Genomic DNA, 25,922 nt, shown 5'->3' with positions numbered 1-25,922 from the left:
TGTCGGGACATCAAGTTTTTAACGGTGCCCTCAAGGCCGCCCCAATGCATAGCGACGATTTCAATGCGTATCATGAAAGACTCTTTATCCAGACAATTTTTCAGGCCGCTTGGCCTCCTGCTGTTTTTTGTCATGTTTGCCTCCGCCGCTCTGGCCGAAAATTCCGGACAGGATGCCGTTTTCCTGCGAGTCGCCAATGGTCCCGATCAGGGTTATACCATCAAGGTGCAGGGTGAGCAGTCCGGCGAGCTGTTTCTGGCCGACATCGGATCGCTGGCTCGCGCCATGCGGCTCGGCAGCGTTTTCGACGGCAGGCGGATGCAGATCGACGAAGCGTTCGGCTCCACGGTGACAAGCTGCATCCTCACGGAGAAGAACAATTTTGCGGTAATCGGTTCCGCCGCCGGGGACAGCCCGATACGGGTGCTCCAGCTCGCCTCGGCTCCCGTGTTCGGCAGAGATCGGGTCTTCCTGCCGGTTGACCAGGCGTGCCGGATGTTTACGCTCTGGCTTGGCCGTCAGGTTCGGTACAATGCGCGGACGGGGCGGATCGACGCCGAGCTCGGCAGCCGCTGGCCGAGCGCTTCGCTGCAATCGGTCGGCCAGCTCCCCGACGACGCCCCGCCGCCGAAATCGCCGGAACCGTCTGCGCCAGCACCGGATAGCGGCAGGGATTCAAGCGCGGCCAGAGAAAAAACCGTGATCGACAACATAAGGATTCAATCCCTTGCAAACGGCGCCGTCATCCGGTTTTCAGCCACCGGCGGCACCCGCAACGCCTCGTTTCTCAGGGCGGACAAGAGCAACAACCTCTACCTGACCATTGAAAACGCCACCGGAAACCCTGCGCGTCTTGCAAAGAATTACCCGGGCGGGGTGGTCAAATCGATCAGCCCGATGCCTCTCGACAGCGGGGCCATGCAGTTCACCATCGCGCTCAACATCCCCTCCTCATCGATCAAATCATCATCGTTCAGGTATGACGCCGCAAAGAACGATTATGTGATCTCCGTCATGAATGACGTCGATGTCGAAGCGATCCATATGACCGAAAAGGAGCGCCGCATCCAGGAGCGCCTGAGCCACGATGTGGACAAGTGGAAGCTCGACGCAGTGGTCATCGACGCCGGACATGGCGGCAAAGACCCCGGAGCCATCGGCATCACGGGTACGCGCGAAAAGGATGTGGTGCTGAACATCGCCCGCGACCTCGGCATGTTCATCCGGCAGAAGTGGCCGGAGGTCAAGGTGATCTACACCCGCAAGGAAGACCGGTTCATTCCCCTCAAGGAGCGCGGCCAGATCGCCAATCGCTACGGCGGCAAGGTGTTCATCAGCATCCACTGCAACTCCACCGCCGGCAACCGCAAGGTACGCGGCCCGGAGGTCTATATTCTCGGCCCTCACAAAACGCAGGCCGCGCTCAATGTGGCTATGTTCGAGAACTCGGTCATCACCGAGGAGGAGAACTCGAACGAGAGCTACAAAGGCTTTTCGGACGAGTACCTCATCATGAGCAGCATGGCGCAGAGCGCCTTCGCCACGCAATCGACCGAGCTGGCGCAGGATGTGCTCCGGCGGCTGGGGCGTGACGGCAGCAACAACGGACTCGGCGTGCGGCAGGCGGGATTCATGGTGCTCTGGACGCCTTCGATGCCGAGCATTCTGGTCGAGACCGGCTACCTCTCAAACCCCGCCGAGGAGAAGCTCCTGCGCGACCGAAAAGCGCAGACCGGCGTTGCGTACGCCATTTTTCAGGGACTGCAACAATACCGCTCGGCCTACGAAAGCCGAATGGCGGTTTCCTCCCGCGCCGTCAACTGACCGCCGAGGCCGCAGGACACTCCCGCCAGCCATCGCCAGCGCCGCTTTGCCAGATTTGCTTTTTGTATAGTTGTCAACCAGCCATTACATTCAGGTTGACCATTCGGCTCCGGCGACGCGCACTCCTTTTTCAGATCGAAACTGTTTCGACATGAATGATTCCTGTCATAACCATCTTTTGCCACTGACGGCTCCGGGCGCGGAGGCGGCAGCATGAATCCGGTGACGGCGACCATTCTGCGACGCCTCGCCGACGATGGCGGATTTGTTTCCGGCGGCGAGCTCTGCGCCGAGCTGCGGATCACCCGGAGCGCGGTATGGAAGCACATCGCCGCCCTGCGCAAGGCGGGATACGCCATCGAAGCGGTGAGCGGCAGGGGCTACCGGCTCGAACGCCTCACCGGAAATCCGGTGCCGGAGGAGGTCGCGCCACTGCTCGACACGGCGTCGTTCGGACGAAACTTCATCTCTCTGGCGAGCACCGACTCGACCAACCTCCGGGCGCGAGCGCTGGCCCGCGATGGCGCGCCGGAGGGCGCGGTGGTGGTGGCCGACAGCCAGACGGGCGGACGGGGGCGGATGCGCCGCGCGTGGGTTTCGCCGCCGGGCGTGAATCTCTACTGTTCCATCGTGCTGCGCCCGCCCGTGCCCTCCGTCCGCGTGCCGGAGATTCCGCTCGTGGCGGCGGCGGCGATCCACGACGCTATTTCGGAGGAGTGCCCAGGCCTCACGGCTTTCATCAAGTGGCCGAACGACATTATCGCGAGCAGACGCAAGCTCTGCGGCATTTTGTGTGAAATGGAGTCCGAGCCGGACTGCACCCACTTCGTCGTGGTGGGCTTCGGGCTGAACGTCAACCTCGATCCCGTGCCGGAGGAGCTGCAAAGCATCGCCACCTCCATCGCCATCGAAACCGGCGCTCGCGCCTGTCGCGCCCGCCTGCTCGCCGCCGTGCTGAACCGCTTCGAGCACCTCTACCTCGAATGGCTCGGTCGGGACGATCTTTCGTTCATTCTACCCTGCCTCGAAACTCACGCCTGGCTGAAGGGGCGCGAGCTGAAGATCGAGCAGTTCAACACGGTGCTCGTCGGCGCGGAGGCGGGGCTGTCGCCGCAGGGCCACCTCCTCTTGCGCACCGCCGACGGAACGATTCTTCCCGTCACTTCGGGCGAGGCGCACCTGCTCCCCCTCAACCATGAAACGAGACCCGCATGACATCACGACTGCACCCCGACATTGAAGCGGCTTACCGGGTGCTCGATACCGGCGAGCCGGTATCGCTCGAACTCGCCACGGCGCTGGCCAACCTGCCGGACTCCGAGGTGCTCGACCTGGTGTCGCTCGCCAGCAAGGTCAAGGCCCGCCATGCCGTGAACCACGGCGCGATTCACGCTTGCTCGATCATGAACGCCAAATCCGGGGTGTGCGGCGAGAACTGCCGCTTCTGCGCCCAGTCGAAGCACAACAGCGCCGAGGTCGAGGTCTATGAGCTGGTCGATGAGGCGCGGGTGCTCGAACAGGCCCGGAGCGCCTGGGAGCAGGGAATCGGCCACTTCGGCATCGTCACGAGCGGCTACGGCTACCTGAAAATCACGCCAGAGTTCGAGCGAATTCTCGGCATGATCGACCTGTTGCACCGCGAACTGCCCGGCCTGTACATCTGCGCCTCGCTCGGCGTCCTTGGCGACGAGCCTGCCGCCGAACTGGCCCGTCACGGCGTTGCGCACTACAACATCAACATCCAGGTCGATCCGCGCCGCTACGGCGAGCTGATCGCCACGACGCACGGCGTTGACGAGCGCATCGAGACGATCCGGCGGCTGCGAGCCAGCGGCATCGCGGTCTGTTGCGGCGGCATTCTCGGCGTCGGAGAAACGATGCAGGAGCGCATCGGCATGATCTTCGCGCTGCGCGACCTCGACGTGTCGGTCATTCCGCTCAACGTGCTGGTGCCCATCGACGGCACGCCGCTCGAAGGGGCAGCGCCGGTCTCGGTGCCGGAGATCGCCAAAACCTTCGCCATTTGCCGCCTCGCGCACCCGACGAAGATCATCAAGTTCGCCGCCGGGCGCGAAACCGTGATGAAGGATTTTCAGGGGTTGCTGATGCTCGCCGGCGCGGATGGCTTCCTCACCGGCGGCTACCTGACCACCCGTGGCCGCGACATTGCCGCCGACCGGCAGCTCGCCCGGCAACTCTCGATGTTCTCATGAGCGGCGGAGTTACGGACACGGGCTACGCCGAGCTGCCGATTCTGGCCGACATTGCGGCGGAGCTTGAAAAGCTGAAAGCGAAGCAGCGCTTCCGCTCCATCCCCGCCACCGGCGAGCGGAGCGGGCGGTTCATCACCGTTGCCGGGCGCGAGCTGCTGAACCTCTCCTCGAACGACTACCTCGGCCTCGGCGCTGACCGCGAGCTTTTCAAGTCGTTCATCGCCGGGATTCGGGATGATCGGTTCGATGACGGGCGCTACGCCATGACCAGCTCCTCGTCGCGCCTCTTGACGGGGCACCACCCGGTCTGCGACCAGCTCGAAGCTGCGCTTGCCGCCGCGTACGGCAGCGAAGCGGCGCTCGTCTTCAACAGCGGCTACCACGCCAACACCGGCATTCTGCCCGCGCTCGCCACCCGCCACGACCTGATCCTCAGCGACAAGCTCAACCACGCGAGCATCATCGACGGCCTGCGAATCGCCGAGGCCGAGTACCGCCGCTTCCGCCACGCCGACTGCGATCATCTCGAAGAGCTGCTCCAGGCCGCCGGAGATCGGTACCGGCAGATTTTCATCGTCACCGAATCGGTCTTCAGCATGGATGGCGACCTGGCCGACCTCTGGCGTCTCGTCGATCTCAAGCGGCGCTACGGCGCGGTGCTGATCGTGGACGAAGCGCACGGCGTAGGCGTCTTCGGCAGCCGGGGCCTCGGCCTTTGCGAAGAGGCGGGGGTGACGCGGGAGATCGATATCATCGTCGGCACCTTCGGCAAGTCGCTCGCCTCGACAGGCGCGTACGCCGTCATGCGCGGCCTCTTCCGGGAGTACCTCGTCAACACGATGCGCACCCTGATCTTCACCACCGCCCTGCCGCCGATGACGCTCGCCTGGAGCCTCGCCACCTTCACACGACAGCTCGAAATGCAGCCGGAGCGCGAGCATCTGCTCGGCCTCGCCGCCTCGTTGCGCATCCGGCTTCGGGAGGCGGGGTTCGACGTTCCCGGCGAGAGCCACATCGTGCCGGTGGTGCTGGGCGAAGACAGCCGGGCGGTGGCGATGGCCGGAGCGCTCGGCGAGGCGGGATTCCACGCGCTGCCGGTGCGCCCGCCGACCGTGCCCGAAAACAGCTCGCGCCTTCGTTTTTCGCTCCGCGCCGACCTCACCGGCAAAGACATCGCCGCGCTTGCCGAAACCATGAAAAGGGGCGCATCGTGAAAGCGGAGTGGATCGTCCGGCGAGGCAACCAAAATCTGCTGCTCTTTTTCAACGGCTGGGGCATGGATCGCCGCGTGGCCGACTGGCTCGTTTCGGCGTGGCCCAGCGGCGACGGACGCGACATCGCCGTACTCTGCGACTACCGCGACCTCTCGCTGCCCGCATGGCTCGGCGAGGCGATGGCCAACGCGGATTCGGTCGATCTTGTCGCCTGGTCACTCGGCGTCTGGGCGGCCTCGAACGCCGGGATCGGGCGAGTTGGCCACGCCGTGGCGATCAACGGTACGCCGACGCCGGTCGATGCGGAGCGCGGCATTCCGCCGGAGATTTTCCGTGGAACGCTCGAAAGCTGGAACGACGAGAACCGCAAGCGCTTCGAGCGCCGGATGATGGGCGGCGTTCCGCCGGAGATCGCCGAGGCCGTCCGTTCGGAGCGAGATGCCAACGACCAGCAGGCGGAGCTTCGCTCGATTGGCGATGCTGTCGCCCGCTGCCCGGCGGAAAGCGCCGCGTCGTGGAGGTTCTCGAAGGCAGTGATTGGCGAGCGCGACCTGATCTTTTCGCCGGAGAACCAGCGCCGGGCGTGGCGCGAGGCGGGAGTGCCCGCCGTCGAAATTGCCGGGATGCCCCACTTTCCCTTCACCCACCTCGCCGGATGGCGGGAGTTGCTGGCATGAGCGGCGTGATCGACAAGCAGCTCGTGCGCCGCCGCTTCCGGCGGGCGCTGCCGACCTACGCCGGTCACGCCGAGGTGCAGCGCCGCATGGCCGCCCGGCTGGTTGCGATGATCGAGAGCGCCGGAGCCGCGCCGCCGCTTGGCCGCGTCTTCGAGTTCGGCTGCGGCTCGGCCATGCTCACCTCGATGCTCTTCGAGCGCCACTCGGCGGACGTGTTTTTCGCCAACGATCTCGTCGCCGAAAGCCGCGTGTTCGTCGAACAGGCGCTGGCCGGACGGACGATCGGGCGGCTGGAGTTCCTGCCCGGCGACGTCGAGCCGCTCGATCCGCTGCCCGCCAATCTCGATCTCGCTGTCTCGAACGCCACCGTGCAGTGGCTGCACGATCCGGCGCGATTTTTCGAGCGGCTCTCGGCGTCGATGATGCCGGGCGGCCTCGTGGCGTTCAGCACCTTCGGCGCAGAGAACATGCGCGAAATCGCCGCGCTCGGCGAGGCGGCGCTCCCCTACCGGAGCATCGGCGAAGTCGCCGCACTTGGCGGAGCGGCATTCGAGGTGATCGCCATCGAAGAGGAGATCGTCCGGCAGGAGTTCGAGACGCCCGAAGCGGTACTCCGCCACATCCGCGCAACCGGCGTGAACGGCGTTTCCCGCCGCGCCTGGACGCGCTCGCGCTATCTCGATTTTCTGCACCGCTACCGCACGGCCTACCCGACGGGCAGCGGCGTCGCGCTCACCTGGCATCCCGTTTATTGCTGTTTCAGGAGGAAAGAGTCATGAAAGGAGAAGTGCTCGCCATCTCCGGCATCGATACCGGCATCGGCAAAACCGTCGCCACCGGCCAGCTCGCCCGGAGCTTCGCCGGGGCGGGAGTGCGCACGATCACGCAAAAGATCGTGCAGACCGGCTGCGAGGGCGTTTCGGAGGACATTGCCGCGCATCGCGAGCTGATGGGCATCCCGTTGCAGGAGGTCGATCTGGACGGCACGACCTGCCCGTACCTCTTCCGCTTTCCGGCCTCGCCGCATCTGGCCGCCGCGCTGGAGGGGCGCGAGATCGACTTCATGGCGATCCGGCGCAGCACCTTCAAATTACAGTTGCGCTACGAGCTCGTGCTGCTCGAAGGGGTTGGCGGGCTGCTCGTGCCGCTCACGCCGGAGCTGCTTTTCGCGGACTACGCGCGCGACGCGGGCTACGGCCTCGTGCTGGTCACTTCGCCCCGCCTCGGCAGCATCAACCACACGCTGCTCTCGCTCGAAGCATGCGCGGCGCGGCGCATTCCGGTTCGAGGCATCATCTACAACCGGTTCTTCGAGGCGGACGAACGCATCGCCGCCGACACGCGCACGGTGATCGCCGCCGCCCTCAAGCGCCTCGGCTGCGGCGACGCGCCGGTGATCGATCTCGACGCCCGCGGCCTCGCGGCGACGGCGGGCGACCTGCAACGCATCCTGAACCCGCAGAACAATTAGTGCTTCGGTGACAATACATCGCAAATGCCTCCGCAAAAAGAGATTGGGCTAAAGCCCTGATATATTTTGTGTTATGCATACACCCCGGACTAAAGTCCGGGGCAATTATCAAGCGTTTTAATTGCCGGAGTAGTTATCATGGATCTCGAATTCGACCGCCAGCATCTCTGGCACCCCTACACCTCGATGAAGGAGCCGCTGCCGGTCTATCCGGTCAAAAGCGCCAGCGGCGTGATGATCGAGCTGGAGGACGGGCGGCAGCTCATCGATGGTATGTCTTCGTGGTGGGCGGCGATCCACGGCTACAACCACCCGGCGCTGAACCGCGCCGTGACGGAGCAGCTCGGTCGCATGAGCCACGTCATGTTCGGCGGCCTGACGCACCAGCCAGCCATCGAGCTTGGCCGCCTGCTTATCGGCCTGTTGCCCGATCCGCTCGACCGGGTTTTCTTCTGCGACTCCGGCTCGGTGTCGGTCGAGGTAGCCATCAAAATGGCGCTGCAATACTGGCAGGCGGCAGGCAGGCCGGAGAAGAAGCGCTTGCTGACGGTGCGTTCCGGCTACCACGGCGACACCTTCATGGCCATGTCGGTCTGCGATCCGGTCACGGGAATGCACAGCCTCTTCAGCGGCGCAGTGCCGGAGCAGCTCTTCGCCGAAGCGCCGTCGTGCGGCTTCCGCGAGCCGTGGCGCGAGGAGGCGATGTCGGAGATGAAGCAGATGCTCGAAACTCACGCCAGCACCGTCGCGGCGGTCATCATCGAGCCAATCGTGCAGGGGGCGGGCGGGATGCGCTTCTACAATCTGGTTTATCTGCAACGCCTCCGCGAGCTGTGCGATGAGCACGAGGTGCTGCTCATTTTCGACGAGATCGCCACCGGCTTCGGGCGAACGGGCCGGATGTTCGCGATGGAGTACGCGGGCGTCACGCCCGACATCGTTTGCCTCGGCAAGGCGCTGACCGGCGGCTACATGAGCCTCGCCGCAACGGTCGCCTCCGGCCATGTGGCTGACACGATCTCGACGGGCGACCCCGGCGTGTTCATGCACGGCCCCACCTTCATGGCCAACCCGCTCGCCTGCGCGGCGGCGGTGGCGAGCCTTCGCCTGTTGCTCTCCAGCGACTGGCAATCGAGCGTCCGGCGCATCGAGAAGCAGCTCGCCGAGGAACTCGCCCCCTGCACGAAGCTCGACGGCGTGCGCGACGTGCGCGTGCTTGGCGCGATTGGCGTGGTGGAACTCGACTGCCCGGTCGATATGGCGAAAATCCAGCGGGAGTTCGTCGAGCGCGGCGTCTGGGTGCGGCCGTTCGGGCGACTGGTCTATCTCATGCCTCCATTCATCATCGGCGACGGAGAGCTGGCCCGGCTCACCTCGGCGGTCTGCGAGGTGCTGGAGATGAGTGCTGACGGCGCTCCACCCAATTCCGATGAAGCACAACGCTGAGATGCAGCGCTCAGATATGCGCCGAGCGCTGCATCTCAGCGTTATCGAAGCGGTTGTAGGCGAAGGTGATGCCAATGGCGAACGCAATCGCGCCGATGCCGAGCAGCACGCTGATGTAGGGCGGCGCGGTCAGGGCGAGCCGGATGAGCAAGGTGGCGACGGCGAACCCGGAGTTCCGGAAAACAACGGGATAGCTCGAACTGTAGCGCAGCGAAATCAGCACGATCAGCACGTCGCTGAAGATGAGAATCGTGAAGAAGAGCGAAAAGAATTCGTTCGTGGCATTGCCATTCAGATACTTCAAACCGTCGATAGCGCCGATCACGAGAAAGATCAGCAGGAGCAAAAGCGAGATGATCTTCTTGACGGCGATGAAATCCGCCGCGGCCTCCTTGTCGCGGGTGATGGCGCGATGGTGCTGGAGCTTGTAATAGACGCCGAGCAGGAGGAAAATCGACAGGCCGCCGCCCGCATAGGCAAGCATGAGGAGCACCGGCTGCGACGCCTCCGCCCAGCCCAGCGGCTCGCTGAAATGCACCAGCTCGCTGAAGGAGTGGCGAAGCAGAATGAGCGAGAGAATTTCAAACTGCTTGCCGACCGACACCGAAACCGATTTGGAGAGACTGAAGACCAGCCCGAACACTTCGAGGCCGAGCAGCATGGAGAGCGCTGTGCTGATGGCGTAGTAGTGGCTTTTCGGCAGCAGGGCAGCGACTTCCACCGGAAGCAGCCCCTGCCGGGCAAGCTCGATCAGCATGAGCGAAGAGAGGAACGCCAGCAGCAGCAGATTGGCTGCAACGCGCTCCCGTCGCCGGTCTTCCCAGAGCTGCTCAAACCAGTCGTACAGGGCGACAAAGCGCCGGAGAAAAACAACCATCGTTCCGCATTTGAGGCCGCAAGTCACGGCCGGATGTTTTTGCAACACCACAAAAATAGCAAAACCCGCTCAATCTTTCCGTTAAAGTCTCGTGAACGGGTTTCCGCTACCGGATCGATTCGGAAGGATTCGCGCGGCGTATTATCTTCCGCAATCGCTCACCTGTCAAACTGATTCACTATGCTGTTGTTTTCTCTCGCGGTGGTTGCCGGACTGGCGTTGCTGGTCTGGAGCGCCGGTCGTTTTGTTGACGGCGCAGCCGCGACGGCCCGCCATTTCAGGATTCCTCCGCTGCTGATCGGCATGGTGATCGTGGGGTTTGGCACTTCGGCCCCCGAAATGTCGGTGTCAGCCATCTCCTCCTCCCAGGGCAATCCCGACATTGCGCTGGGCAACGCGATCGGATCGAATATCACCAATATCGCGCTCATTCTCGGCATCGCCTCGCTCATCAGCCCGATTGCCGTGCACTCCCGCGTCCTTCGCAAGGAGTTGCCGATCCTGAGCGTCGTGACGGCCATCGCGGCGTTTCTGTTCTCCGACGGTATGCTTGACCGGCAGGATGCCATCATGCTGCTCGGCATATTTGCGCTTCTGACCGGCTGGTCGGTTCGGGAAGGCATCAGTAAATCGAGCGACGACTTCGGCGAAGAGATGGAGCAGGAGCTCGAACAGCACCGGATGCCGCTGAAAAAAGCTCTTTTCCTGATAGCCCTTGGCCTCGCCCTGCTGCTCCTGAGTTCGCAAATGCTTGTCTGGGGAGCGGTCGGCATAGCGGCGGCGCTTGGCGTGAGCAATCTGGTTATCGGACTCACGATCGTGGCGGTTGGCACCTCACTGCCGGAACTGGCCTCTTCGGTCGTAGCCGCCCGCAAGGGCGAGCACGACATCGCCTTGGGCAACGTGCTGGGTTCCAATCTGTTCAACACTCTGGCCGTTGCCGGAATCGCCGGATCGATCCATCCGGCGGAAATAGCGCCGGTGGTCTTTTCCCGCGACATCATGGTGATGTCTGTGCTGACCCTGTCGCTGTTCGTCTTCGGTTACGGCTTTCGCGGCGCAGGCACTGGCCGCATCAACAGGATCGAGGGCGGCTTTCTTGTCGGCAGCTATGTCGCCTACACCATCTACCTTGTCATGTCGAGCGCGAGCTGAGCGCGCGAGGCGACGCTGTCTCGATGGCGCGGGATTGGCTTTTGGCGGCTCTCCGGCAAAAACGCCACTCATGGCCGGATTTTTCCGCCACGGTACAAAAACAGCGAAACCTGGTCGTTCTTCCGGATCGCCTCCTTGACCGACTCGACATTCTTTTCGCACCGCAAGAGCGTTTTCCACGAGAGCAGATGACGCCGTTCGTGAAAGTCGGAGTTGGCGATGTAGTTGAACTTTTTCAGACCGACCACATTGAACAGGTCGTCACGGTTGGCCACCTCCCAGGCGTCGAACAGCGAGGCGAGGCGTTCATGGTTTTCCCAGAGGTAGAACGACGGGTCTTCCCCGGAATGGTTCCTGAAATAGGGGTGGCAGGCAACCGAAATGCCCTGTTGTCGGTGGATGGATTCAATGATCTCTTCGACGGAGAGATCGGGAGCGATGTACTCTTTGATGTCGAGGGCGAGGATGTGGTAGCGCTGCGTATTGTTGGTCAGCTCGACACCCGGAATCAGCAGCATTCCATACCGCTCCCACGCCCTCCTTGCCGCCCCCCACAACGCCTCCTGGTACGCGCCAAAATCCTGACGATCCATGACGGAAAGCTCGGAAACCGGCTTCCCGTAACGCTCGATGCTTCCGCTGTCAAGCACATGATCGGTGATGGCGATCACATCGAATCCCGTCTCGCCGTAAAGATCGACAACCTCGTCAATCGAGCAATTGCCGTCACTCCAGGTTGTGTGGATATGAAAATCGCAATAAAGCCATTGCATGAGCATCCCGGTAAAATTGAGATCAAAGCCATGCCAAAGTAAGGCCGTAAAGCGAGACGATGCGCACCCGAAGCGTGAACCCTCTGCAAACTCTTTTCTGCGCAGGAAACAACCTCGCCTGCGGGCTACCCGGCGACTATTGCCATTGATGAGGATGAACGCAAATAAAGCCGGGAGGGGAATCAGATGCGAGATATTCCGCTCGGAAAAATCAAGACTAAGGCTATATATTTCAATATCTTATATCACTACTGACTTTAAGGAATACCCTCAAGAGAATACTCCCGCCACCTCTGCCATCTCCGGCTCCTTCTCAAGCAGAACAAGTTTATAACAGGAAAAAAAGTCGAAAAAAATTGTTATTCTATGCAAATGAGCTTGATCTGACTATTTTGGTTTACTTTTTTTATACATTATAAGGAAACAACATAAATCTCGCTGATTGCTGAATCCTGATTTGCGCATAATCATAATCGGCATCAAAAACAGGTTGGCGAGCCTCATGGGGAAAGGCTATGAGCCATATTAAAATAGACACTTACAGACATTTATTTATCGCCCGTTACACGGTCAATTCATGAGACATCTCCGATAGTCAACGCCTAACAGTAAAGAGCCAATAATTTTAACGGGGGGGGAGGGAAAGCTATGTCAAACATGTTTTTCGTCATTCAATTGGCCATTGAGTCGATACAAACTACCCTTAACAAGTGGTCAAACTTCAGACCAGAAAAAGGCGTCATTACAATGGAATACGGCTTGCTCGGCCTCTTGATCGCCGCCGCTCTGGTTGGGTCTGCTCAAGCCCTGAAGGATGTAATCGCCGATCTGTTTACTACGGCCATCAATGCGTTTCCCTGACAGGCTTCGTTTTATTCAGAACGACAGCCTCATCTCCGGGATCTCTTTGCGATTTATTGTTGCCGGAGCAATAACCGATTTTGATGGAGAATTAGCGCTTGAAAACGCTTCTGATTCCCGATCAGAGGGGCGATGCCGCTGAAATCCACCGTATCGGCAATTTTTTTATCAGCAACTCTCCATGACCAGCCATTCGATCAATCACCTCACTGCCATATTGACTTGCCAAGCCTATCGACAATAACTATAATTTATTTATATATACAATACATTACCTATATAAAGTGCTATCCTTCCCCTTTATCGCTGAGACTGTCATACGCATTCTTGCTATTAGAAGCTCTTGTTATTTCAAAGCTTAATCGACGAGCAATAATTTGAAATATTGCAGGCGGTTAGTTAAAATAACATAACGGGCTTAAAACCTTTAGAGTGAGTTTAAAAAAATGACCGATATAAATTTGAAATACAAGACAGACGACGATAAAGGGTATCATCCTTTTTTCATAGTCATGATGATTTTATTATTCCATATGGTGATATTCTTTAACTATCACGACTTGATATTGCAACAGATCACGTTACGCGATTTTGACGGATACTGGCATCTTGTAAGAGTAAAAGATTTATATAATTATGGAAATACATTTCACACAACTCTTTACCGCAGCAATGCCCCCTATGGCGAAACCCTTCACTGGACATCCGCGTTTGATCTACTATTATATGTCGGCGCATATATAGGATCATTTTTTGTTAATTTTAACGTCGCGCTTTTATGGTGGTCAATTATTATTAATCCGCTATTACATATACTTACTTTTCTCGTTCTTTTCTGGAGCTTGCGTGATTTGGTCGGGGATTTACGAGCCTCGATTTTTGGAATTCTCTTTCCTTTTCAATTATATCTTTTTGGCATTTTTGATATGGGAGTACCAGATCACCATGGGGCTCAAATTTTTCTATTCTCTTTGTTTGTAGCTTTAATTCTCAAGTCAATTATGAATGAGAACTCGAAATGGTTTTCGCTTTGTGGTATTGTAGGCGGGATATCTCTGTGGTCTGGACTGGAAAACATTACTATTATTCTTATAGCCAGTGCGTTCTTTGGGCTTGCGTGGATTATTGAAGGAACAAACCATGAAATCAAAAATCTTGTCTTTTCTCTCTCGCTACTATTAACAACTTCACTGGCAATGTTTTTTTGATACAAGATATGATGAACTAATAAATATTGTATATGATCGAATCTCTATAGTTCATATTTTCTTATTCGCGATCATCACTTCTTTTTGGATTCTTACCGCTCTTTTAAGTAAATGGAGCAACCTCCTGAAAAACAAAAAAAGACGTATCTTGATAGCAACAACCGGAGCTATAGTCTGCTTCTTGTTCATGCTTGATTTATTTCCTTTTTTTTTTAAAAATCCACTTTCCGACATAAGCCCGGCAATTAAATTAATTTATTTAAATCAAACGAATGAATTTACCGGATTGTTTTCAGGGAATAATATTCACCAAAAATTATCTTATGCCTTTTGGGCAATGACGCTGCCAGCAGTGCCTCTCGGCATTTCTCTTGCTTTTCGCAAGCACACAAAAAAAAGACAAGCCTGGTTATTTATAACATTCATAAGTATAGCTTATATCTTTCTGTCAGCTTTGATGTATCGCATGATCGCATATGCTATGCTGTGCGCTCTCATCCCCATATCGTATGGCATTTCTCATTTTTATATCTTTATCAAGAATAATACTGGCCGGTCATATTACAGGTTTGTCAGAACGTGTTTTATTTTGATATGCTGTTATGCCTTTGTGGCGCCAAACATGCTTTTTAGTTCTAAAGACCAAGGCTATTTAGTATATGACAAAAAATTTTTATCTCAAATATGCCAATATCTCAACAATGATCAATTATTAAAAAACACACCAAAACGGATACTAACAAGCATCTACCTTGGACCGCTACTGCTTTGCAAAACCCATCATGAAGTGATAGGTACGCCATCACACCGAAATACTTCCGGAATACTCGACACCTATCACTTCATGAATGCGAAAAAGCAGGATGATGCCCATATGATTGTCCAGCAAAGAGGAATACAGGTAATAATAATAGGCCGACCGGAGTGCGGGATTTGTGATTATTTTATTGATATTAGTAATAATGCTGAAGAATCAGACAATATATTTCATCATCAACTTTGGAAAGGAAATATCCCGGCTTGGCTTCAAGCCTATCCGACACCAAAAAGTCTTGAAGGCAAGATAAAAGTTTTTAAGGTTAAAGAATAATATCGATATTTTTCTCTTAAAATGAACTTTATATAATGAGTCAAAAAAATAAGATTTTAATATTTATAGTAGCCTATAATGCAGAGAGCACGATTGAAAACGTACTTATGCGCATCCCTTCTGATCTTCAGGATGAATATGAAATCGAAGTGTTGATTATAGACGATCAATCATCGGACAATACGGTATTACGTTGTATAAAAACAATAAAGGATAAGGAAATTAAATTTACTACTCATATTTTTGTAAACCCTGAAAACCAGGGATATGGTGGAAATCAGAAGATCGGATACCAATTCGCTGTTGAGCGTAATTTCGATTGTGTCGCACTATTGCACGGCGATGGTCAATATGCTCCAGAATGCTTGAAAGATTTGGTGAAGCCTGTTTTAAACGGTGAAGCCGACGCAGTATTCGGATCAAGAATGCTTACTCATTTCGGAGCGGTAAAAGGCGGCATGCCTCTCTATAAATATGCTGGAAACAAAATATTGACATTCATTCAGAATGTCATATTGAAAACCTCTCTCAGCGAATTTCACTCTGGTTACAGAGTGTACTCCGTAAAGGCACTGAAGCAGATCCCTTTTCATTTGAATACACCCGACTTTCATTTTGATACCGAAATAATAATCCAGTTACTATTTTATGGATTCCGTATTGCAGAGCGCCCAATACCAACCTATTATGGGGATGAAATCTGCTATGTGAATGGGATGAGATATGCTTTAGATGTAACCATTGCGACAATCAAAGCGAGGATGCAGAGCCTTGGCCTCTTTTACGATCGCAAGTACGATATTGCTCAGCGACATAATGGCAGCGAACATTACGAGGCTAAACTGGACATCGACAGCCCATCCCGGCGCACACTGAAAAGCATTCCTACTGGTGCTAAAGTTCTTGAGTTCGGCTGCGGATCGGGGGCGCTTTTAAAAGAGTTGAGCAATAATTTTTGCCACGTATGCGGAGTGGATCAGTTCTCGCCGAATGACGAGAATAAAATCACCTTTCCATTCTACCGATGCAATCTTAATTATGACCCGTTCCCTGTAATGCCGGGTGATTATGATTTTATACTTATGCACGATGTGCTTGAACACCTGGCTCAACCAGAATGCTTTCTTGATAAAATTTATTCCGCTTGTCATTTTTCTCCAGATTCGAGGGTCATTGCCAGTACCGGAAATATTGCTTTTTTCCCGATCAGAGCATTGCTTTTATTAGGCCAGTTCAATTATGGAAAAAGGGGAATCCTGGACCTGACGCATACTCGTTTATTCACTTTCAAAACGTTCAAAAGAGTGTTTGAACAAGCTGGCTTTGACGTCATACGCATGGAAGGCATTCCTGCGCCTGTTAAGCTGGCATTAGGTGATAACTATCTCTCAGGCTGGCTTACAACAGTAAACCGGTGGCTAATCAGTCTGAGTCGTTCTCTTTTTTCCTATCAGATTTATCTGGTCGCCAAGCCGAAGCGCTCACTGAAGCTGTTACTGAAAGATGCGAAAGAAAAAGGCCACGAATATTTTTCAAACAACGGTGTCGATAGAGCCTTCCTTTCCATTTCCCAGGATACCTGTCTTTCCAAAAATTCCGATTCGTCGATCATTTCAACAAGAGAAGCTATAAGCTGATCCGGGATAACGGGTGGTAATCTGGCAGTATATCGGCGTTCACGGCAATATTATCAGAACGCCAAATTGTTCTTTTTGATGAAATCAAGCCTGCGCTTAATAAATCCACGGAATAACCCGCCTCGTTTGAGCGGCATAGTCAGCATATTCGGGAAAAGTTTTCGTCAAAACCTTTTCTTCATAATGCATTCGGGTAAATTGCATCGCGATTTGCGCAGCGAAAAGCAGCACGGCTTGCCACGACCAGAAATTGATGATTGTCCCCAGCGTGCCAACCGCCTCAATCAAATAGAGCGGGTGACGAACGATGGCGTATGGTCCGGTTGTAATAAGCTTTCTGCCTTCGGGCAAAATCGAAAACGATCGCCCCAGCCAAAACAAAACCACAATCGCGCCAACATTTCCTGAAGCGAGCAATGCGCTCGACAATATCCGCGCCCATAATGGCAGATTCTCGCAAGGGCCGATCAAAAGCAGCGCAAAAAGCATAAACGCACCCAATAGCGCAGCCATCGATGGCACTATTCCTGCGGATTTTGACTTGGTGCGCAGCCGCACCACATAAAGAATAGCAACCATCATTCCGTAAAGCCCAATGGAAAATACGGACAAGGATTTTCCCAAAACCTCGATACTTGGATTGGTCAGATCGAATCCTTTCAAATGCGTAAAGCCGATCCGAAAGCTCGCCCCTGCTGAAAAAGCGAAAAGCACCCCGGCGAGCGACCGGATGATAATATCCTTGATGCGGGATGTATGCTGATTGTCGTTTGTTTTTTGAATAGACATTGGGGTCATTTGTTTTTTTTGCGCAGAAAAGCTCCTTAAATAAGAGGCCGCATCACAATCAGCCTTAACAAGTCCAACAATCTATCCCAGTTCATAAAAAATAATACTGTTTGTTTCTGAACGGATGTGATGCAAACTTTTCTGAATAAAGAACCCCGCCGCAAGCAGCGGGGTATTTTACCCTTAGGGAATAAATGTAAGCAAAATATCCTGTGCGGATAGCTGAATTTTTGGCAAATTTACGAGTAATCACTCCGCTCATTATCCAGCACGATGCGTGATGAAGCGGATACGCCATAATTTCCATCCGCCGGTATTCTCGTATTTTCGGTTCAGAAAGAAGAGATTTGCCGTTTATATAGCGATAATCCCGCTTCTCTTGTGTCGCGTCGGCGCTTCGGAGCGACACGTCATTACTCCAGCCATTAAAATTCTTACGCGATTGCCCCATCCCGGAAGCCTTCAGAACGGATTTTATAGATAAAGCATAATAAAACAATGTGTTAGCCCAATCTCTTTCTGCGGTGACTTTTGCGATTTATTATTGCCGGAGTAATCATTATCCAATATCCGATGCGCAAAAATAAAAAAACTGGTCGAGATTACGGCCCTCCGTTTTTCATGCCAACTACCTGTTATTACTTCGGTCATTAAAACTCTTAAACAATTGCCCTGGACTTTAGTCCGGGGTTTATAGATAAGACAAAATAAATAAGGGCTTTAGCCCAATTTCTTCTTTTAGAGAAGATTGCGATTTTTTGTTGCCGGAGCAATAATGGAAACGCCCCCGTTAACGAGCAGGATCGAATAAGACTATTGAACCCTATACAAAAGCATAGATACGAGACATATGTATTCTCTATAATGCGCGGCATATCAAAAAGCTGGCTTCCTGAAAAAAACAGCAGATGGGAAAAAAAATAAACGTTGAAGAAAACATCGCCTCCCAGAGGATTAAAGGTCGAGGCCCACGATACCGCTACTTTGTTTTTATAAGTTAATCTAAACAAAAAGTTATTTATCAAACAACCGAAAGCAATCTGTTGAAAATGAATCACAGATTCACAGGTTAAGTTCTTTTCTTTATTATAAATCGCTCAAGCAGGGGTAGCTCTGCGAGCTTTTTTATGATATCACACAAAACATAACTATTGTATTTTACATTTTTTTAACCTAAAATACACCCGTAGTACAACCCGCCTTATGAGGGACCTTATGCAAGAAAGTAGATAATACGTAAGAGCGCTCCCCATAGGCGGATATCTCAAATTCCGGATAATCATTTATTAATTTTTCATTGGGAGGAAAAAGCCATGTCAAACATGTTTGTCGCAATTAAACTGCTCGCTGCCGCTATGTCAGCCAAACTGAGTGAGCGCTTCGGCATCGAATCACAAAAAGGTGTCACCATGATCGAGTATGCCCTGGTTGGCGCCTTGATTGCAGCAGCATTGGTTTCATCTCTTACTGTTTTGAAGGGCAATATAGCTGGTTTGTTTACCAACATCGGCAATAATCTGTAATAACTTTATGGGTAAAAACTTTTCAACTGTCTAAGCAGTGAAACTACCAGTACTCGCCGCCATCGCGCTCACCTTGGGTGCGGTGGCGGCTTTTATGGCTGCCCGCTGGGTAGGCACCACCAAAACTGAAGATCAAGCTTCGGGGAACAGGGTCGTTATCGTCGAGCAGCCTGTCGAAGCAGGCAAAGCCATTACGGCTAATCAGATCAAGGCCATTGAGTGGTCAGGCACTGTCGTTCCGCTCAATGCTTTCGGTCGAACCACCGACGTAGCTGGTCGGATTGCTCGCGTATCCATGATTCCCGGCGAGCCTGTGTTACCTGGCAAACTGGCCCCGAAAAACTCTGCTGGAGGCTTATCCTCAATCATCCCGGAAGGCAAGCGAGCCATCACTGTTAAAGTGGACGAGGTTATCGCGGTTGCCGGATTTGCCTTGCCGGGCAGCTATGTGGATGTTCTGGTGAGCGGCAAAGACGCCGACGATGAACCGTTTTCGAGAACCGTGCTTTCGCGCGTCAAGGTGCTGGCTGTGGCGCAGGAGACCACTGCCGAACAGGAGAAGCCGAAAGTGGTTAATGCCGTCACCCTTGAGCTTACGCCGTCTGAAGCCGAAAAGCTCGACTTGGCTCGCAGCATCGGGAAGCTTTCGCTCGACCTGCGTAACGAATTCGACACCGCCGAAATAGACTCTCCGGGGGCGCGCCTGTCAGATATTGTTTATCAACAGACCACTCGCGCAACCACCCCTTCGACTAATGTGCAAACAAGAGCTGTTACCCACAATAAAAGCGGACTCGATGAAATCCGGGGCATCAGCCGGGGACCAGTTTCCGCCGAATAACTGCTTGTCTGGCTCATTGATTCAAATTGAATCAAGAAGTATCCGCCATTCCTGATTCAATGCAGCGCGCAAAAGATGTCCTTTTCGATACAACGGATTAACCAAACAGGGCACTATCCAAAATGCACATGAATTTGACATGCCTAAAGCGTTCTGCCCGCAGGATGAGTGCTCTTGTAGCGCTGCTTGCCGGTGTTTTACCCGCGGCCTCGGTGGCCGCTCCTGAACCCGTTGTCAAACAGGACAAACCCGTATCCGCAAAGAGATGGGTCTCACCCGCGCCCGTTGCCAAAAAGAGCCTGCCTGAACCAGTCGCCAAAAAGAGCGCATCTAAGCCCTTTGCGAAAAAAGAGTTACCCGCGCCAGCGAGGAGATGGGTTTCGCCCGCGACAGGCACGGCGGCAATGGACGCGCCATCGATTTATCGTGTACCTCTGGGCGAATCGAGAGTTTACCGGTTCAGGCAACCCATCCGGCGCGTTGCCGTAGGCGACCCCAAGGTGGCCGACTATATTATGATGAACCGCTCCGAAATCTATCTGCTGGGCAAAAAACTGGGATCGACCAACCTTGTTGTATGGGGCCAAAATGGCAACGTAACCTCCACGCCAATACAGGTCAGCCGCGGCACCACCGCCCTGCAAGCCTTTCTGAAAGTTCTTTTCCCGAAAGAGAACGACATTCAGATATTTTCCTGGGGCCAGGCGCTGGTGTTGTCCGGCTCTGTGTCTGACGCTCTGGTTGCAGACAGCGTCACCCGTCTGGTGACAGCGTATCTGGGTGGATCGGTTCCGGGCGACAATCCTGAATCCGCTCTTATTGGCAGTGATCCTGCGGCATTGAAAGGCATCCTGGGTGAGAACAATAACATCTCTACCCCTATTTTAAGCGTGAATACGAGCATGAGCAGCTCGTCTGGCGGGGCCAATAGCGCCTCTGCAGGAGCTGACAGTGCCCGAGGGATGGTCAACCTTCTCAAGATTCGCGATCCACAGCAAGTCCGACTCGAAGTCTGCATTGCCCAGGTATCGAGGACTTTTCTCGAATCTCTGGGCGTAAGCTTCCGGAAGGCCTCGAGCGATTTACAGGGAGGAAGCCTTTTGACAGGGTTCGTCAGCAACGCTACGCTGAATAACGTCTTGTTTGGCCGGTTGGGCGTGGCCAACGGAATCAAAGTTGTCGCGGATCGCAAACCCTCTCTGTTCAAGGTTCTGGCCGAGCCCACCATTGTCACCATGAGTGGTAAAGAGGGGTATTTCCTGGTTGGAGGCAAGGTTTATCTGCCAAGTACTTCCTCACTGGGACGCATCGAATATATCGAACGTACCTATGGCGTAGGGTTACGCTTTACGCCGGTTGTGCTGGATGCCGGACGCATTTCGCTCAAGGTTGTTCCAGAGTTTTCCGAGCCTGACAAAGAACCGCTCATTCCGGGCGCCACCAATATGCCCTCGTTTAAAGTCAGCACCGTGTCCACCTCTGTCCAGATGAACGAAGGTGAAAACCTTGTTATTGGCGGACTTATGCTCGACAATTTCACCAATGTGATCGATGAAGTGCCCTTACTGGGTGAAATTCCCATTATTGGAGCACTCTTTCGCGATACCCAGAAAAATGGCCAGAAGACCGAACTCATGGTCATTGTTCGCCCCACCCTGGTCAAAGCCAGCACCACCATGCCGGAGCTTCCGACAGACAAATTTGTCGCACCTACTTCAGAAGAGCTTTTTTTCAACGGCAAGCTCCATGGCTCACAAAAAAAATGATCACCATGCGCAAGAACAGGGCCATCAAGTCTCCGGCAAAAATGCTCGCTCGATCCCAAAAGGGCAATGCTCTGGTCGAGTTCGCGCTCGTTCTGCCTGTGTTTCTGACTCTTGTTTTCGGGATGGTTACTTTTTCCCTGGCCCTGTACAACAAAACCGTGCTTACCATGGCAACCCGTGAGGGCGCTCGCGCCGGTGCTATTAGTTCCAGCGCCGGTATTGCTGAGACCGCAGCTACGTCGGCCAGCAACAATCATCTCATCTCTTTTGCATCGGGAACTACCACACCTACCATTAATGCGAGCATTAGCAGCGGCGTCATCACGGTCAATGCCAGCTTCAATTACACAGGACTTCCTTTCCTGGGGGTGCCTACGAGCCTTCTGATTTCAGCTCAAACCAGCATGAAGGTCGAATAGCCATGACACAGTCACGCGCCATCAACAAGCGACTGCAAGGCCAGCGCGGCATTGTCGTCATCTGGTTCGCCCTGCTTCTGCCGGTTTTGTTTGGCTTTATGGCTTTGGCGATTGACCTGGCCCGTCTTTACCAGACCAAGGTCGAACTGCAAAATGCCGCCGACGCCGCAGCCCTGGCCGGAGCGCTTGCCGTTTCCAGCCCTTCTCCGGGAACATTCAGCTGGTCTAATGTTGTACCCGAAGCGCAAAAAATGGCGCAAAGTAACTATGCGAATGGCGTACTGATTCAGCATGTCACCATTGACAATGGCTACTGGGACGCCTCAAATCCTGCCGCAGGCCTGCATTCCTCGTACACTGCGGGAGATTTGCCCGCCGTCAAAGTCACGATTGAGGTTTCCGCCACCAAAAACGGCGGGCCTCTGAATTTTTTCTTCGCCCCGTTTCTGGGAATTGCCAGCAAAGACATTCAGGCTACCGCCACTGCCGCGGCGAAACTTCCTGTTGCTCCCGCTACAGCGACTACTTCCATACTGGTACAATAAACACCTATGAACATTGTTACTTACTCTCCCCATCCCTGGGATGTTCTGGACACGCAGCTTGAACTTGGTCAGTACCAGTTCGTCCAGCGAGTTGGCGAACTCAAGGACATGGTGCGCCAGCTTACGACCCAGAAATACGACCTCGTCTTTCTCATGGGCTTTGAACCCGGCAATCCCCAGTATATCCATGAAGTTGAGAGGCTCTGCCTGGCGCTACCCAGCGCCACCATCGTCGCCCTGCACCCCGGCATACCGCCTGAACTGCTCTTATCGCTCATGCGCGCCGGAGTACGTGAAGTCATTGCCGACAGCGCTGCTCAAACCTTGCAGTACGTTATCGAACGCGCCCAGCTTCGCGTCAAGGGCGTAAGCGTTAACCGGGGGCGCGTTTTGGGATTTATCGCCGCCAAAGGGGGGGATGGCTGCTCCTGCATAGCCGCCAACCTGGCATACGCGATCTCCCAGTCCGGAAATCGCGTACTGGCGATCGATCTCTCTATACCTTTTGGCGACCTCGACCTGTACCTCACCGGCCGTCAGCATCCCCAGGATATGGCCGACATCTCCGGTCAGTCTGACCGGCTCGACCAGCCGTTGCTCGACAGCATGGTGCAGCACCTCAGCCCTACGCTCGACCTGATTCCATCGCCCACTACATTTGAAAAAATCGTTCATATCGAACCCGAGCGCGTAAACGAACTCATTCGCATTGCCATAAACTTTTACGACTACATTCTGATCGATTTGGGCGACGCTTTCGATCAGGTCGGCCTCTGGGTTCTCGATCGCCTCGAGGAACTCTGCCTCGTGGCCACGCCGTCACTTCCATCGATGCGCCGGGCAGGTCAACTGCTCAACCTCTGGAGAGAGCTGGAAAAACCCGTTTCGAACGTTGAACTCCTTCTCAATCGCGCCGACGCGAATAGCGCCATCTCCAGCGCCGAAATAGAAAAGGTCATCGGCAAGCCGATCAGCAAAAGCTTTCCCGCCGATGCCAAAGCCGTGCAGGATGCCCTCTTGCTGGGTAAGTCCGTCTTGCTGGCAGCCCCAAAATCCAAACTATCCCAAACCATCGTCAACTGGTCCGAGCTCCTGACCGGCGCGAGTCAGCCCAAAACATCGCTATGGCAACGCTTAAAGATCAAATAGCCCGGTGGAACCTCTCCACCAAACGGGCGGCGACTCAGCCTGCTGCGCCTGCTGCGCCTGCACCGTCGCCAGCGCCCGAAACTCCTGAGACCCCTGCGCCCACTCAGATCGGTCAGGCTCCGGTTTCGCCTGCGCCTGCGCCGTCGCCGCTGCCGTCGATAAAACTCAAAGCAGCCATCGGCGTAAACTATTTCGCGACCAAAATGCACCTTCACCAGAAGCTGCTCACCCGCATCGATCTCAACGCCATCGAGAGCCTGACCCCCGACCGGCTGCGCAACGAGCTTGGAGTGCTGCTTGTGGCGCTTATCGAAGAGGAGGCTCTTCCTCTCAATGTTCTGGAGCGCAACCGGCTGGTGGCCGATCTCAAAAACGAAATCATGGGTCTGGGCCCGTTGGAACCCCTGATAGCCGACCCCGCCATTTCTGAAATCATGGTCAACGGGCACCAAAGCATCTATGTCGAAAAAAATGGATGCATTCACCCCACCGACATCCGTTTCAACGACGACGCGCACCTTATGAAAATCATCGACAAGATCGTCTCGCGCGTCGGGCGGCGCATCGACGAGTGCAGCCCGATGGTCGATGCCCGCCTGCCCGACGGGTCGCGCGTCAACGCCATCATTCCGCCACTGGCCCTCGACGGACCGGTGCTTACCATCCGGCGCTTTGCCGTGGTGCCGCTGCAGATGCGAGACCTCGTTCAAAAAAACACGCTCACTCCTCCCATGGCTGAACTGTTGTCGGCTCTGGTCAAGGTCAAATGCAACATCATCATCTCCGGCGGTACCGGTTCGGGAAAAACCACCCTGCTCAACATTCTTTCAGGCTTTATTCCCGCGAGCGAACGCATCGTCACCCTCGAAGATACAGCCGAGTTGCAGCTTCAGCAGGAACATGTCGTCCGGCTCGAAACGCGCTTGCCAAACATCGAAGGCACTGGCGAAATCACCATGCGCGCGCTGGTCAAAAACGCCCTGCGCATGAGGCCCGACCGTATTGTGGTGGGCGAGGTGCGCAGCTCCGAGGTGATCGAAATGCTGCAAGCCATGAACACCGGCCACGACGGCTCGCTCACCACCATTCACGCCAACAGCTCGCGCGATGCCCTGGGTCGGCTCGAAAATCTGGTGGGCATGTCGGGCGTCGTTCTGCCAAGCAAAGCCCTGCACCAGCTCATTTCCTCGTCGATTCACTTTATCGTTCAGATCTCGCGACTCGACGACGGCAGCCGCAAGATCACGAGCATCCAAGAGATCAGCGGCATGGAGGGCGACGTTATCACCACCCAGGAGATATTTCGCTACAAGCGCACCGGCACCAATCCGGACAACTCCGTGCAAGGAGTGTTCACCGCCACGGGCATCCGTCCAAAAGCGGCTGAAAAAATCCGCACCTACGGTTTTGCCCTGAGCGACGGAATCTTTGATCCCGTCCATATTGACTAAAACGCGCGCTTATCATGACCACATTTTTGACCTCATTTTTTGTTTTTGTGGCCGTCGCCCTGATCACGGCGCTGCTTTATTGGGCGTGGAGCAACTTTTTCGACCGTCGCAGCAAAGCGAAAAAAGAGCGCTTGCAGGCCATTCACGCCGCCGTTCACGCCAGCCAGCCAAGCATCGGCAGCGCCCGCGTCCCGCAAGCTGAAAACGAACTCGAAACCTGGCTGCGATCGCGCTCCAAAACCTTCGTGGCGCTCGAAAACCTGATCAGACGCGCCCGCAGCCCACTTACTGCCGGACGCCTGATAGGCCTCATGCTTGTTCTGTTTACCGTTGTTATGGCGTATGGGGTTCTGCGCCAGATCAATCTCTGGCTCGTCTTCGCTCTGGCCTTCGGTCTGGCGAACCTGCCGGTTCTGTGGTTATCCCAAAAGGCCAGCAAGCGCGCCAGAGCCTTTGGAGACAAACTGCCGGAAACGCTCGACTACATCTCGCGCGCGCTGCGCGCCAGCCACAGCCTGAACTCGGCTATCAGCATGGTTGGAAAAGAGTTCCCTGATCCCATAGGGACCGAATTCAAAACGGTCGCCGATAAAATCAGCTTCGGTATTTCATTCAAAGACGCGATTCGCGAACTTGCCGATGGCATTCAAAGCCGCGACCTGAATTTCTTTGTCGTTTCGATCCTGATTCAGCACGAAACAGGCGGCAAACTCACTGAACTGCTCGATGGGCTGGCCAAAACCATGCGTGCCCGCATCAAACTTCGCGGCAAAATTCGTACACTCTCATCCGAAGGACGCGCATCAGCCTGGATTCTGGGCAGTTTACCATTTGTGCTTACCGGTATCCTCACGTTCGCAAACCCCGGCTACATCTCGATACTCTGGACCACGGCACAAGGCCAAAACCTCATCGTAATCGGTTGCGTACTTCTGTTCACCGGCCTCGTTGTGCTCAAGCGCCTCGTCAAAATCAAGGTTTAACCATACCCGC

Annotated in this window: 25 protein-coding genes; 21 read left to right on the top strand and 4 right to left on the bottom strand. The window is 54.9% G+C overall.

Annotation, left to right across the window (positions count from 1 at the left end):
* Nucleotides 1-72 precede the first annotated feature (72 nt).
* The 8 genes from EST62_RS13150 (at nt 73) to bioA (ending at nt 8,845) form a co-directional block, all read left to right on the top strand.
* Complete coding sequence (locus tag EST62_RS13150; RefSeq protein WP_245153676.1) at nt 73-1,824, top strand: N-acetylmuramoyl-L-alanine amidase; 1,752 nt, start codon at nt 73-75, stop codon at nt 1,822-1,824.
* Between the two features lie 213 nt (nt 1,825-2,037).
* The gene (locus tag EST62_RS13145; RefSeq protein WP_129052512.1) at nt 2,038-3,039 is read left to right on the top strand and encodes a biotin--[acetyl-CoA-carboxylase] ligase; all 1,002 of its coding nucleotides are present in this window, start codon (nt 2,038-2,040) and stop codon (nt 3,037-3,039) included.
* On the top strand, nt 3,036-4,037 hold the full coding sequence (bioB, locus tag EST62_RS13140; RefSeq protein ID WP_129052511.1) for a biotin synthase BioB: 1,002 nt from the start codon (nt 3,036-3,038) through the stop codon (nt 4,035-4,037). Before EST62_RS13145 ends, bioB begins: the two co-directional genes overlap by 4 nt.
* Nucleotides 4,034-5,251, top strand: a complete 1,218-nt coding sequence (locus tag EST62_RS13135; RefSeq protein ID WP_129052510.1) for an 8-amino-7-oxononanoate synthase — start codon at nt 4,034-4,036, stop codon at nt 5,249-5,251. The genes bioB and EST62_RS13135 overlap by 4 nt, the downstream gene beginning before the upstream one ends.
* Nucleotides 5,248-5,928, top strand: a complete 681-nt coding sequence (locus EST62_RS13130; protein ID WP_129052509.1) for a DUF452 family protein — start codon at nt 5,248-5,250, stop codon at nt 5,926-5,928. The genes EST62_RS13135 and EST62_RS13130 overlap by 4 nt, the downstream gene beginning before the upstream one ends.
* A complete protein-coding gene (gene bioC, locus EST62_RS13125) occupies nt 5,907-6,707 on the top strand; it encodes a malonyl-ACP O-methyltransferase BioC (protein WP_245153675.1) in 801 nt (266 codons plus the stop codon). The genes EST62_RS13130 and bioC overlap by 22 nt, the downstream gene beginning before the upstream one ends.
* Nucleotides 6,704-7,399: a dethiobiotin synthase gene (gene bioD, locus EST62_RS13120; protein WP_167599370.1), complete on the top strand. Its 696-nt coding sequence runs from the start codon at nt 6,704-6,706 to the stop codon at nt 7,397-7,399. Before bioC ends, bioD begins: the two co-directional genes overlap by 4 nt.
* 138 nt (nt 7,400-7,537) lie before the next feature.
* Nucleotides 7,538-8,845 (top strand): adenosylmethionine--8-amino-7-oxononanoate transaminase, encoded by a 1,308-nt coding sequence (gene bioA / locus EST62_RS13115; RefSeq protein ID WP_129052507.1) that lies wholly within the window; start codon nt 7,538-7,540, stop codon nt 8,843-8,845.
* 10 nt (nt 8,846-8,855) lie between these two features.
* Here bioA and EST62_RS13110 read toward each other — a convergent pair whose 3' ends face one another.
* Complete coding sequence (locus EST62_RS13110) at nt 8,856-9,722, bottom strand: hypothetical protein (RefSeq protein ID WP_129052506.1); 867 nt, start codon at nt 9,720-9,722, stop codon at nt 8,856-8,858.
* A gap of 180 nt (nt 9,723-9,902) precedes the next feature.
* Here EST62_RS13110 and EST62_RS13105 point away from each other — a divergent pair, with 180 nt between their 5' ends.
* Nucleotides 9,903-10,877, top strand: a complete 975-nt coding sequence (locus EST62_RS13105; protein WP_129052505.1) for a calcium/sodium antiporter — start codon at nt 9,903-9,905, stop codon at nt 10,875-10,877.
* A 68-nt stretch (nt 10,878-10,945) separates the two neighbouring features.
* On the opposite strand, the gene EST62_RS13100 is transcribed toward EST62_RS13105, so the two are convergent.
* Nucleotides 10,946-11,650, bottom strand: a complete 705-nt coding sequence (locus EST62_RS13100) for a PHP domain-containing protein (RefSeq protein WP_129052504.1) — start codon at nt 11,648-11,650, stop codon at nt 10,946-10,948.
* A 648-nt stretch (nt 11,651-12,298) separates the two neighbouring features.
* Between EST62_RS13100 and EST62_RS13095 the strand changes: the two genes are divergently transcribed.
* From EST62_RS13095 to EST62_RS13080, 4 genes are all read left to right on the top strand, one after another.
* The gene (locus EST62_RS13095; RefSeq protein WP_129052503.1) at nt 12,299-12,511 is read left to right on the top strand and encodes a hypothetical protein; all 213 of its coding nucleotides are present in this window, start codon (nt 12,299-12,301) and stop codon (nt 12,509-12,511) included.
* Between the two features lie 566 nt (nt 12,512-13,077).
* Nucleotides 13,078-13,719, top strand: coding sequence for a hypothetical protein (locus EST62_RS13090; RefSeq protein WP_167599369.1), 642 nt, complete (start codon nt 13,078-13,080; stop codon nt 13,717-13,719).
* Between the two features lie 148 nt (nt 13,720-13,867).
* Entirely contained in the window at nt 13,868-14,809 is a 942-nt protein-coding gene (locus EST62_RS13085) for a hypothetical protein (RefSeq protein WP_129052501.1), read from the top strand.
* Between the two features lie 35 nt (nt 14,810-14,844).
* Nucleotides 14,845-16,446, top strand: coding sequence for a bifunctional glycosyltransferase/class I SAM-dependent methyltransferase (locus EST62_RS13080; RefSeq protein WP_129052500.1), 1,602 nt, complete (start codon nt 14,845-14,847; stop codon nt 16,444-16,446).
* A gap of 96 nt (nt 16,447-16,542) precedes the next feature.
* Here the strand turns inward: EST62_RS13080 and EST62_RS13075 are convergent, their stop codons facing one another.
* Both EST62_RS13075 and EST62_RS13070 read right to left on the bottom strand, forming a co-directional pair.
* Nucleotides 16,543-17,235 (bottom strand): isoprenylcysteine carboxylmethyltransferase family protein, encoded by a 693-nt coding sequence (locus EST62_RS13075; RefSeq protein WP_167599368.1) that lies wholly within the window; start codon nt 17,233-17,235, stop codon nt 16,543-16,545.
* Between the two features lie 91 nt (nt 17,236-17,326).
* A complete protein-coding gene (locus EST62_RS13070; protein ID WP_167599367.1) occupies nt 17,327-17,644 on the bottom strand; it encodes a hypothetical protein in 318 nt (105 codons plus the stop codon).
* Nucleotides 17,645-18,548: 904 nt separating this feature from the next.
* Between EST62_RS13070 and EST62_RS13065 the strand changes: the two genes are divergently transcribed.
* From EST62_RS13065 to EST62_RS13030, 8 genes are all read left to right on the top strand, one after another.
* Nucleotides 18,549-18,758, top strand: a complete 210-nt coding sequence (locus tag EST62_RS13065; protein ID WP_129052497.1) for a Flp family type IVb pilin — start codon at nt 18,549-18,551, stop codon at nt 18,756-18,758.
* A 37-nt stretch (nt 18,759-18,795) separates the two neighbouring features.
* Entirely contained in the window at nt 18,796-19,599 is an 804-nt protein-coding gene (cpaB, locus tag EST62_RS13060) for a Flp pilus assembly protein CpaB (RefSeq protein ID WP_129052496.1), read from the top strand.
* A 164-nt stretch (nt 19,600-19,763) separates the two neighbouring features.
* Nucleotides 19,764-21,365, top strand: a complete 1,602-nt coding sequence (locus EST62_RS13055) for a type II and III secretion system protein family protein (protein WP_245153672.1) — start codon at nt 19,764-19,766, stop codon at nt 21,363-21,365.
* Between the two features lie 5 nt (nt 21,366-21,370).
* Nucleotides 21,371-21,784, top strand: a complete 414-nt coding sequence (locus EST62_RS13050) for a TadE/TadG family type IV pilus assembly protein (RefSeq protein WP_245153670.1) — start codon at nt 21,371-21,373, stop codon at nt 21,782-21,784.
* Nucleotides 21,785-21,786: 2 nt separating this feature from the next.
* On the top strand, nt 21,787-22,329 hold the full coding sequence (locus tag EST62_RS13045; RefSeq protein WP_129052494.1) for a pilus assembly protein TadG-related protein: 543 nt from the start codon (nt 21,787-21,789) through the stop codon (nt 22,327-22,329).
* Between the two features lie 6 nt (nt 22,330-22,335).
* Entirely contained in the window at nt 22,336-23,478 is a 1,143-nt protein-coding gene (locus EST62_RS13040; RefSeq protein ID WP_129052493.1) for an AAA family ATPase, read from the top strand.
* Complete coding sequence (locus tag EST62_RS13035; RefSeq protein WP_129052492.1) at nt 23,454-24,929, top strand: CpaF family protein; 1,476 nt, start codon at nt 23,454-23,456, stop codon at nt 24,927-24,929. The genes EST62_RS13040 and EST62_RS13035 overlap by 25 nt, the downstream gene beginning before the upstream one ends.
* A gap of 14 nt (nt 24,930-24,943) precedes the next feature.
* Nucleotides 24,944-25,912 carry a type II secretion system F family protein gene (locus tag EST62_RS13030; protein ID WP_129052491.1) on the top strand — a complete coding sequence of 323 codons (969 nt, stop codon included), beginning with the start codon at nt 24,944-24,946 and terminating at the stop codon, nt 25,910-25,912.
* The last annotated feature ends 10 nt before the right edge of the window (nt 25,913-25,922 follow it).

The organism is Chlorobaculum sp. 24CR, assembly GCF_004118635.1.
In the GTDB taxonomy this organism is placed as follows: domain Bacteria; phylum Bacteroidota; class Chlorobiia; order Chlorobiales; family Chlorobiaceae; genus Chlorobaculum.
This window is presented reverse-complemented; position numbering and strand designations above follow the sequence as displayed.